Source organism: Streptomyces sp. NPDC056347 (genome assembly GCF_042262625.1).
Classification (GTDB): Bacteria; Actinomycetota; Actinomycetes; order Streptomycetales; family Streptomycetaceae; genus Streptomyces.
Map to the genome: position 1 here is coordinate 1 of NZ_JBHJQP010000243.1, position 9,345 is coordinate 9,345.

Below are 9,345 nucleotides of genomic sequence, written 5' to 3' on the forward strand. Positions count from 1 at the left end.
GCTTCGGGCGGGGCCGAAGTGGCGCGGGGCATTCCGGGAAAGGGCCGGGCTCAGATGCCGAGGTCCTTGATGATCTTGGCTACGTGGCCGGTGGCGCGGACGTTGTAGAGGGCGCGTTCGACCTTGCCCTCCTCGTCGACGACGATCGTGGAGCGGATGACGCCCGTCACCGTTTTGCCGTAGAGCTTCTTCTCGCCGAAGGCGCCGTACGCCTCGAGGGTCTCCTTGGACGGGTCGCCGACCAGGGTGACCTTGAGGTTCTCCTTCTCGCGGAACTTGGCGAGCTTCTCCGGCTTGTCGGGGGAGACGCCGATGACGTCGTACCCGGCACCGGTGAGCAGGTCCAGGTTGTCGGTGAAGTCGCAGGCCTGCTTGGTGCAGCCGGGGGTCAGGGCGGCCGGGTAGAAGTAGACGATGACCTTGCGGCCCTTGTGGTCGGCGAGCGAGATCTTGTTGCCGTCGGCGTCGGGGAGGGTGAAGGCGGGGGCGGTGTCGCCGGGCTGGAGTCGCTCGCTCATGGTTCTCCTCGGGGGGCGCGTGGGATGTACGGGACCGAGAGTAATAGGGGTGCCGCCGGGTGTGCGGACGGTCGAGCTGACAGACTGTCGATGAAGGATGTTTACCGGACGAGGACCACGGAGGCGGCGCAGTGTCGGATGCCAGAACCCCTGCGCAGATCGAGGCGGACATCATCAGCAGGCGTGAGCAGCTGGCGGTGGTGCTCGACGAGATCGGGGTGCGGGTGCACCCCGATACGATCATGGGAGACATGAAGGCCAAGGCCGTCGAGGCCGTGGACCGGACGGCCGGGCGGGCTTTCGTCGCGGTGAACCGGGCGGTGTCGGACGTGCGGGCGCAGTTCGTGGACGAGGACGGGGCCCCGCGGCTGGAGCGGGTCGTTCCGGCCGCGCTGCTCGCGGTGGGCGTCGTGGGGCTGATCGTGGCGTCGAAGCGGCGCCGGAAGGGCTGATGCCGCGGCCCGCGTACCCCTGGAGGGCGGCGGGCGCCGCCGGGCAGGTAGGTTGCGGGGCGTGAGCGAGAACACCGACGACAAGCTGCCCATCCGCATGCTGCACGACCGCGTGCTGGTCCGGACCGATACGCCCGAGGGCGAGCGGCGTTCCGGTGGCGGCATCCTGATTCCGGCGACGGCCGCGGTCGGCCGTCGGCTGGCCTGGGCCGTGGTGGTCGCGGTAGGTCAGAACGTGCGGACGGTGGAGCCGGGCGACCGGGTGCTGTACGACCCCGAGGACCGTGCGGAGGTCGAGGTGCGCGGGGTGGCGTACGTGCTGATGAGGGAGCGCGACCTGCACGCGGTGGCGGCGGACCGGTTCGAGGGTTCGGTGGACTCGACCGGGCTGTATCTGTAGTTCCCCGATCTTGGCTCGGTAGTTCTCCGGCCTTGAGCCGGTAGTTCTCCGGCCCTGGCCCGGAATGGACCTGGTGACCGGTGTCACCAGGTCCTTTGCATGCCCTTTGCTAAGGTGGAGGCATCCCGACGAGACGCGCCGTACCGGGTTCCGCAAAGACGACGCACCCGTTCTGTTCGCGTGTTCTGTCTCGTCGGAGGTGCCGTCATGGCGTGGGTTCTGCTGGTTGTCGCCGGTCTGCTCGAAGTGGCCTGGTCGATAGGGATGAAGTACACCGAGGGGTTCACCCGGCTGTGGCCGAGCGTGTTCACGGGGGCCGGGATCGTGGCGAGCATGCTGCTCCTGTCCCACGCGGCCAGGACGCTGCCGATCGGTACGGCCTACGGGGTGTGGGTCGGGATCGGTGCGGCCGGTGCGGCGGTGCTCGGCATGGTGGTGCTGAACGAGCCGGTGACCGCCGCCCGGATCTTCTTCGTCTGTCTGCTGCTGGTCGCCGTCGTGGGCCTGAAGGCGACCTCGGGTCACTGACCGGGGCCGGTTCCGGGGCCGGGGCCGGGGCCGGTTCCGAGAGCGGAAGCAGAAGCGGGAGCGGGGGCGGGGGTGCCCCGGCCGCCGGGGCGGGCGCCGGGTCCGTAACCGTAGCCGCCCGCACCCGCGCCGCCGGTGCCGCCCGCGCCACCGCCGTTCTCGCCACCGCCGTTCTGTGCCCCGCCGTTCTGGGTGCCGCCGTTGTCCGCGGCGCCGCCGTTCCCGTTGCCGGTGTCGGTGCTGCCGGTGGGCGGCTCCTCGCTGCCGGGGGGTGAGGGGACCTCGGGCGGGGAGCTCTCGGTGCTGCCGGGCCCGGTGCTGGAGGCGGGTCCGGAGGGTTTCGTGGTGCCGCCGGGGGTGGACTGCCCGGTGGACGGGGTGGACTCCCCGGTGACCTTCTCGGCCTCCAGGTCGAAGCCGGTGGCCGGGGTTCCGCGCAGGGCGGCCTCGGTGTACTGCCCCCAGATCTGCGCGGGGGCGCCGCCGCCGTTGATACGGGCGAGGCCGAGGGCCCCGTACAGCGGCTTCTGCCGGCCGGTCTCGGGGTCCTGGCCCATGACGGCGATGACGGTGGTGAGGTCGGGGGTGTATCCGGCGAACCAGGCGGCCCTGTCCTCCTCGGCCGTTCCGGTCTTGCCGGCGGCGGGGCGTCCGGCGGCCTGGGCGGCGGTGCCGGTGCCGCCCTCGATGACGCTGCGGAGGATCGCGGTCGTGGTGTCGGCGGCCTCGCGGTCGACGGCCTGGGCGGTGGGTTTCCGGTCGGGGACCTCGAGGTCCTCGCCGCCCTTGCTGACCCGGTCGACCAGGACGTACGAGCCGTGCCGGCCGTGGTTGGCGAGGGTGGCGTACGCCTCCGCCATGTCGAGGACGCTGGCGGTGGCGACGCCGAGGGCGATGGAGGGGGTGGCGGTGAGGTCGGGGGTGCTCCCGGGCAGTCCGAGGTCGAGGGCGGTCTGCCGGACCTTCTCGGGGCCGACGTCCTCGGCCATCTGGGCGTAGACGGCGTTGACGGACTTGTCGGTGGCCTCGGACACGGTGATGGGCCCGTAGCTGCGGTCGTCCTCGTTGGCAGGGGCGTACCCGGTGGGGCCGTTCGGGCCCTGGACCATGCGCTTGTTGGTGCCGTCGTACACGGTGCCAGGGGTGATGGCGCGGCCGTCCTGGGTGGTGGAGCGGTGGGCGACGGCGGAGGTGAAGACGAAGGGCTTGAAGGTGGAGCCGACCTGGTAGTCGCGGCGGGTCGCGTTGTTGACGTACTGCTTGGTGTAGTCGACGCCGCCGTACATGGCGACGACGCGGCCGGTGCCGGGGTCGATGGAGGCACCGCCGACGCGGACGTTGCGGTCGGCGGGGCGGTCCGGGCTGGTCTGGGACATCACGTTGTCGTCGACGGCCCGGACGAGGGCGTTCTGCTTCTTCTTCTCCAGGGTGGTGGTGATCCGGTAGCCGCCGGTGGCGAGGGTGTTCTCGTCGATGATCCCGTGGCCGGTGAGGTAGTCGTCGACGGCCTGGACGAGGTAGCCGCGCTGGCCGGAGAGCCCGGTGGGCGGGTGGACCTTGCCGGGGACCGGGAAGGTCATCGCGGCGCATTCGCCCGCGCCGAGCCACTTCTCCTTGACCATGCCGTTCAGTACGTAGTTCCACCGGCCGACGGCGGCGGCCTTGTTCTCGGGGTGGACGACGACGTCGTAGGCGCTGGGGGCGTTGAGCAGGGAGGCGAGGTAGGCGCCCTGGGCGGTGGTGATCCGGCCGATGTCCTTGGAGTAGTAGGCCTGGGCGGCGGCCTGGATGCCGTAGGCGTTGCGGCCGAAGTAGCTGGTGTTGAGGTAGCCCTGGAGGATCTGGTCCTTGGACTGCTCGCGGTTGAGCTTGACCGCGATGAAGAACTCCTTGAACTTGCGGACGACGGTCTGTTCCTGGCCGAGGTAGTAGTTCTTGACGTACTGCTGGGTGATGGTCGAGCCGCCCTGTCTGCCCTTGCCGGTCAGGGTGTTCCAGGCCGCGCGGACCATGGCCTTGAGGTCGACCGCCCGTTCGGAGTAGAAGTCGCGGTCCTCCGCGGCGAGGACGGCGTGCTGGACGGTGAGCGGCACCTGCGCCAGGTTGACGTTCTCCCGGTTGACCTCACCCGAACGGGCGATCACGCTGCCGTCCTTGTAGAGGTACACGTTGGCCTGCGCGGTGGCGCTGGAGTTGGCCGCCGGGATGCCGACGAGCTGGTAACCGGCGATGAAGCCGCCGATCAGGAGTACGGCGATGACCAGGAGCCCGCCGAGGGTCATCCGCCAGGTGGGTACGGCGCGGCGCCATCCGGTGCGCTTGGGGCGCCTGGTCTTCCCGGCCGTTCCGGCTGCTCCGGCCGCCGCTCCGGGCGCTTCGGCCGGTTGGGCGCCGTCATCGCCGCTGCCGGTGCCGCTGTCGCCGCCGGTCCCGCCGTTGCCGGGGGTGTCCGGTCGCTGTCTGGGGGCCCAGCCCTGGGGGCCGTCGCCGTCCTCGCCGGGCTGCTGTGGCTCGTCGCTCATGTCCGTGCAGACTCCTCGACTGCGGTCAGTTATCCCATACTGCCCTTTTTTAGGGAATAACCACCGGATCGACCTCGCTCCCGTTGCCGGAAAACCGTTCGCGGCGGCCGGTCCCGCCGGACTAGGGTCGTGCGCTTTGGTGCCCGCGGCCGTGCGGCACCCGAACCCTGGGGGTGTATGCGGTGCGGCTCTACGCGGCGGTGGCGGCGAGCGGGTTCCGGCGTCACGCCACCTACCGGATCGCCACGGCGTCGGGGGTGTTCACCAACACCGTCTTCGGATTCATCCTGACGTACACGTACGTGGCGTTGTGGGACGAGCGCCCGCAGCTCGGCGGTTACGACATGCCCCAGGCGCTCAGCTACGTCTGGCTGGGGCAGGCCCTGCTGATGACCTGCTGCATGATGGGCGGCGGCTTCGAGGAGGAGCTGATCGAGCGCATCCGTACCGGTGACGTGGTGGTCGACCTCTACCGGCCGGCCGACCTCCAGTTCTGGTGGCTGGCGGGCGACCTGGGCCGCGCCGCGTTCCATCTGCTGGGCCGAGGCATCGTGCCGATGCTGGTGGGCTCGTTCGCCTTCGAACTGGCGCTGCCCTCCTCGGGCTGGACCTGGCTGGCCTTCCTGGGCTCGGTGGCGCTCGGCGTGGTGGTCAGCTTCGCGATCCGCTATCTGGTGGCGCTCTCCGCGTTCTGGCTGCTGGACGGGGCGGGAGTGGCGCAGTTCGCCTGGCTGCTCGGGCTGTTCTTCTCCGGGATGCTGCTCCCGCTGACGCTGTTCCCCGGTCTGCTGGGGGACGTGGCGCGGCTGCTGCCGTGGTCCTCGATGCTCCAGGTGCCCGCCGACGTGTTCCTCGGCAAGTACCCGGGGTGGGAGCTGGCGCGGGCGTACGCCTTCCAGGCGGCCTGGGCGGTGGCGCTGCTGCTGGTGGGGCGGATGGTGCAGTCGGCGGCGACGCGAAGGGTGGTGATCCAGGGTGGCTGACACGGGCGGTGCGGTGGAGGCGGCCGGGGGCCGGTCCGAGGAGCGGCCGCGGGAGGTGTTCGCGGAGCGGCGGTGGTCACGGCGGTTCGGCGAGGGCCTTCGGGCGTACGGGCTGATCGTGGCGATGTGGCTGCGTTCGACGATGGCCTACCGGGCGTCGTTCGTGATGGTGACGCTCGGCAACTTCGTGGCCACCGTCTTCGACTTCGTGACGATCCTGCTGATGTTCTCGCACGTGGACCGGCTGGGCGGCTACGGCCTGTCCGAGATCGCCCTGCTGTACGGGGTCTCGGGCACCGCCTTCGGTGTCGCCGACCTGCTGCTCGGCTCGATGGACCGGCTGGGGCGGCGGGTGCGCGACGGCACGCTGGACACCCTGCTGGTGCGGCCGGTGCCGGTGCTCGCCCAGGTCGCGGCGGACCGGTTCGCGCTGCGCAGGCTGGGGCGGGTGCTGCAGGGGGTGCTGGTGCTGGGGTACGGGCTGGCGACGGTGGACGTCGAGTGGACGGTGGCGAAGGCGGCGGCGGTGCCGCTGATGCTGCTGGGCGGCGCGGGGATCTTCGGTGCGCTCTTCGTGGCCGGGGCGGCGTTCCAGTTCGTCGCGAACGACGCGTCCCAGGTGCAGAACTCCTTCACGTACGGCGGGAACACCCTGCTCCAGTACCCGCCGTCGATCTTCGCGAAGGAGCTGGTGCGCGGAGTGGTCTTCGTGGTGCCGCTGGCCTTCGTGAACTGGCTGCCCGCGCTGTACGTGCTGGGCCGCCCGTTGCCGCTGGGGCTGCCGGGCTGGGTGGGGTTCCTGTCCCCGGTGGTGGCGGCGGGGTGCTGTCTGCTGGCGGGCCTGGCCTGGCGCGCGGGCCTGCGCACGTACCGCAGCACCGGAAGCTGACGGATTATCGGATCTCTGGCGAGGGAGGCGGAGCAGCCGTCATGAGCAAGGACACGAGTACGAGCATGGATACGGATACGGATGTGCGCACGAGCACGGCGACGCGTACGGATACGGGCGCGGGCCCGGGGGCCGCGGCCGACCCCGGGTTCATCGAGCTCGACGAGGTCGAGAAGGTCTTCGAGGTGCGCCGCAGGACCGGATTCCTGCGCGGCGAACGCCGTCAGGTGCGGGCGGTCGACTCGATCAGCTTCCGGGTCGCGCGCGGCGAGATGGTCGGTTACATCGGCCCGAACGGTGCCGGGAAGTCGACCACGATCAAGATGCTGACCGGCATCCTGACCCCGAGCGGCGGCCGGCTGCGGGTGGCGGGCATCGATCCGTCCCGGGAGCGTACGCGGCTGGCGCACCGGATCGGTGTGGTGTTCGGCCAGCGCACCACGCTCTGGTGGGATCTGCCGCTGCGCGACTCGTACCGGCTGATGCACCGGATGTACCGGATTCCCGATGCCCGCTACCGGGAGAATCTGGATCGGTGCGTCGAACTCCTCGATCTGGCCGCGCTGTTGGAGGTTCCGGTACGGCAGCTGTCGCTGGGTCAGCGGATGCGCGGTGACATCGCGGCGGCGCTGCTGCACGATCCCGAGGTGCTGTACCTGGACGAGCCGACGATCGGCCTGGATGTCGTCTCCAAGGCGAAGGTCCGCGGGTTCCTGCGGGACCTGAACGCCGAGCGGGCCACGACCGTACTGCTGACGACCCACGATCTGACGGACATCGAGCAGCTCTGCTCGCGGGTGATGGTGATCGACCACGGCCGTCTGATGTACGACGGGGCGCTGGCCGGTCTGCACGAGGTGGGGGAGAGCGAGCGGATGCTGGTGGTGGACCTGGAGCGCGAACTGCCGCCGATCCGGCTGGAGTCGGCGCCGTCGGTGCGTACGGTGAAGGTGGAGGGGCCGCGGCAGTGGCTGGCCTTCCCGGCGGCGGAGTCGGCGGCGGCGCTGGTCGCCCGGATCGCCGCGGACTATCCGCTGGTCGACCTGTCGGTGCGGGAGCCGGACATCGAGACGGTGATCGCGAAGATGTATGCCTCCGGCGCTTCCTGACTCCTTGTCGGCAGCGGCCTCCCGGGGCCTTTTGGCGGCGCTTCCCGAGGCCTGCCGACTGTGACGGGGAGCGGGCGTTCAATAGGCTTTGCGGTATGACGAGTGACAGTCCGGAAATGCGTGCCTCCGATGCCGAGCGCGAGCGTGTCGCGGAAACCCTGCGCGAGGCGGTTGCCGAGGGCAGGCTGGAGATGGAGGAGTTCGAGCAGCGGTTGGACGCGACCTACAAGGCGCGTACGCACGGGGAGTTGGAGCCGCTGGTGCGGGATCTGCCCGCGCCGGGAGCGGCGGTGGCCCCGGTGGGTGCGGCTCCGGCGCGGACCGGGTCGGCGAAGCGGTGGGCGGACCGGATCGGCAGGCCCGCCACGTCGAGCGGTGCCTTCGCCTTCTGGGGCGGCTTCGGTCGTCGGGGCAACTGGACGGTGGCCCGGAAGTTCACCGCGTTCGCGATGTGGGGCGGCGGTGACATCGATCTGCGCGAGGCGAACTTCGAGGACCGCGAGGTGGTCATCCGCTGCATCACGATCATGGGTGGCATGCAGGTGACGGTTCCGCCGGAGCTGAACGTCGATGTCCGGGGCATCGGCATCATGGGCGGTTTCGGGGAGCGCACGAAGGACGAGGGCATTCCGTCGCCGGACGCCCCGCGGGTGCGGATCACCGGGTTCGCGCTGATGGGCGGCGTCGGTGTGGAGCACAAGCGGAGCAAGGCGGAGAGCCAGCGGTTGCGGGACGCGGAGCTGGAGCGGGCGAAGGGGCTGGACGGCGGGCGGGAGCGCGGCCGCCTGGAGAAGGGCCCGGACGCTTCCTGACCCCGGGCCTCCCCTCTTTCCCCGTTCCTGTTCAGAGCTGGTCGGACATCGGTTCCTCGTGCTCCAGCGAGGCCGGGTCCACCAGCGAGCCCAGCCGTCGGTAGCCCGTGTCGTTGAGATGGAGATGGTCGCCGCTGTCGTACTCCGGCCGGAGCCGGGTCGGGCGCTGCGGGTCGCGGGCGGCCGCGTCGAAGTCGACGACGTCGTCGTAGATGCCGCCCGCCCGGATCAGTTCGTTGACCCGTTGCCGTACGGCGTCGTGGGCCGGGGTCCAGGTGCGGAAGCCCTCGAACGGCATCAGGGTCGCCCCGACGACCCGCAGTCCGCGGGCGTGGGCACGTTCGGTCATGGAGCGCAGGGCGTCCGTGATGTGCCTGGGGTCGGTCTCCTGCGGGGAGCGCTGTACGTCGTTGATGCCGAGCGCGATGACGACCGTGCGTACCCCGGCGACGTCCAGCGCGTCGCGTTCGAACCGCTCGACGGCCCGTACGCCGGTGCCGTCGAGCAGGACGCGGTTGCCCGCGATGCCCGCGTTGGCCACCCCGTACCTGCCGTCCAGCCGGTCGGCGAGCACGTCGGGCCAGCGGCTGTTGGTGTCGGGGCTGGAGCCGGTGCCCGCGGTGAGCGAGTCGCCGATCACGGCGATCGTCCCGGCGGCGGTGAGGGTGTGGACGTCGACGGCGGTGAGGTAGCGCCAGTCGTCGGTGCGCCGGGTGCCCCAGGCGGTGTCCAGGTACGAGGTCTGGTGGCTGTGCTCGTGGACGGTGACCGGCCCTTCGGGGCTGCGGACGCGCAGGGTGATCACGAGGTCGGCGTCGGGGGCGACGGCGCCGGGCACGGGGTCGCTGACGGCCTGCCCGCCGACCGGGACGGTCACGGTGTGCGAGCCGGCGAAGGTGGCGGGTCGGCCGCCCACTCCGGCCCGGTCCACGACCAGCGGGTGTGTGCCGAAAAGGTTCGAAAGAGTGATGCGGGCCGCGTCACCGCCGATGCTGGTGTGCACGACATCGCGGATGGTGCGCAGGTGCAGGGCGCTGCCGGAGGCGGTGTCGGCCACCCCGGTGACGGGGGAGGCCGTCCAGGTGGCGGCCCAGAGGCCGGTGGTGTGAGCGGGGGCGGCGGGTGTCCGGGC

General features: G+C 71.0%; 10 protein-coding genes and 1 riboswitch. Of the genes, 7 read left to right on the forward strand and 3 right to left on the reverse strand.

Translation table 11 applies throughout. The annotated features are described in order from the left end of the window. Nucleotides 1-50: 50 nt before the first annotated feature. Nucleotides 51-518: a thioredoxin-dependent thiol peroxidase gene (gene bcp, locus ACFCV8_RS33735; RefSeq protein ID WP_376689322.1), complete on the reverse strand. Its 468-nt coding sequence runs from the start codon at nt 516-518 to the stop codon at nt 51-53. 131 nt (nt 519-649) lie between these two features. Here bcp and ACFCV8_RS33740 point away from each other — a divergent pair, with 131 nt between their 5' ends. The 3 genes from ACFCV8_RS33740 to ACFCV8_RS33750 all read left to right on the forward strand — a co-directional run bounded on the left by ACFCV8_RS33740 (nt 650) and on the right by ACFCV8_RS33750 (nt 1,898). Beyond that, a complete protein-coding gene (locus tag ACFCV8_RS33740; protein WP_376689323.1) occupies nt 650-970 on the forward strand; it encodes a DUF3618 domain-containing protein in 321 nt (106 codons plus the stop codon). Nucleotides 971-1,031: 61 nt separating this feature from the next. Next, nucleotides 1,032-1,370 (forward strand): co-chaperone GroES, encoded by a 339-nt coding sequence (locus tag ACFCV8_RS33745; protein WP_352273741.1) that lies wholly within the window; start codon nt 1,032-1,034, stop codon nt 1,368-1,370. 98 nt (nt 1,371-1,468) lie between these two features. Next, a riboswitch (guanidine-III (ykkC-III) riboswitch) is annotated at nt 1,469-1,538 on the forward strand. Between the two features lie 39 nt (nt 1,539-1,577). Then, complete coding sequence (locus ACFCV8_RS33750) at nt 1,578-1,898, forward strand: multidrug efflux SMR transporter (RefSeq protein ID WP_366296287.1); 321 nt, start codon at nt 1,578-1,580, stop codon at nt 1,896-1,898. Here the strand turns inward: ACFCV8_RS33750 and ACFCV8_RS33755 are convergent. Next, on the reverse strand, nt 1,892-4,420 hold the full coding sequence (locus ACFCV8_RS33755) for a transglycosylase domain-containing protein (RefSeq protein WP_376689324.1): 2,529 nt from the start codon (nt 4,418-4,420) through the stop codon (nt 1,892-1,894). The two genes, ACFCV8_RS33750 and ACFCV8_RS33755, sit on opposite strands and share 7 nt — an antisense overlap. A 182-nt stretch (nt 4,421-4,602) precedes the next feature. Here ACFCV8_RS33755 and ACFCV8_RS33760 point away from each other — a divergent pair, with 182 nt between their 5' ends. The 4 genes from ACFCV8_RS33760 to ACFCV8_RS33775 all read left to right on the forward strand — a co-directional run bounded on the left by ACFCV8_RS33760 (nt 4,603) and on the right by ACFCV8_RS33775 (nt 8,213). Then, nucleotides 4,603-5,403, forward strand: a complete 801-nt coding sequence (locus ACFCV8_RS33760) for an ABC transporter permease (RefSeq protein WP_376689325.1) — start codon at nt 4,603-4,605, stop codon at nt 5,401-5,403. Continuing rightward, nucleotides 5,396-6,292, forward strand: a complete 897-nt coding sequence (locus tag ACFCV8_RS33765; protein ID WP_376689326.1) for an ABC transporter permease — start codon at nt 5,396-5,398, stop codon at nt 6,290-6,292. The genes ACFCV8_RS33760 and ACFCV8_RS33765 overlap by 8 nt, the downstream gene beginning before the upstream one ends. Nucleotides 6,293-6,357: 65 nt before the next feature. Beyond that, a complete protein-coding gene (locus tag ACFCV8_RS33770) occupies nt 6,358-7,401 on the forward strand; it encodes an ATP-binding cassette domain-containing protein (RefSeq protein ID WP_376689328.1) in 1,044 nt (347 codons plus the stop codon). Between the two features lie 116 nt (nt 7,402-7,517). Then, a complete protein-coding gene (locus tag ACFCV8_RS33775; protein WP_376689329.1) occupies nt 7,518-8,213 on the forward strand; it encodes a DUF1707 domain-containing protein in 696 nt (231 codons plus the stop codon). Nucleotides 8,214-8,244: 31 nt separating this feature from the next. Here the strand turns inward: ACFCV8_RS33775 and ACFCV8_RS33780 are convergent. Then, the coding region (locus ACFCV8_RS33780; RefSeq protein ID WP_376689327.1) for an SGNH/GDSL hydrolase family protein at nt 8,245-9,345 on the reverse strand (1,101 nt) is incomplete at its 5' end.

Bases quoted from the DNA above. Each gene is read 5' to 3' on its own strand.
- bcp (WP_376689322.1), bottom strand. From the start codon at position 518: ATGAGCGAGCGACTCCAGCCCGGCGACACCGCCCCCGCCTTCACCCTC.
- ACFCV8_RS33750 (WP_366296287.1), top strand. From the start codon at position 1,578: ATGGCGTGGGTTCTGCTGGTTGTCGCCGGTCTGCTCGAAGTGGCCTGG.
- ACFCV8_RS33755 (WP_376689324.1), bottom strand. From the start codon at position 4,420: ATGAGCGACGAGCCACAGCAGCCCGGCGAGGACGGCGACGGCCCCCAG.
- ACFCV8_RS33770 (WP_376689328.1), top strand. From the start codon at position 6,358: ATGGATACGGATACGGATGTGCGCACGAGCACGGCGACGCGTACGGAT.
- ACFCV8_RS33775 (WP_376689329.1), top strand. From the start codon at position 7,518: ATGCGTGCCTCCGATGCCGAGCGCGAGCGTGTCGCGGAAACCCTGCGC.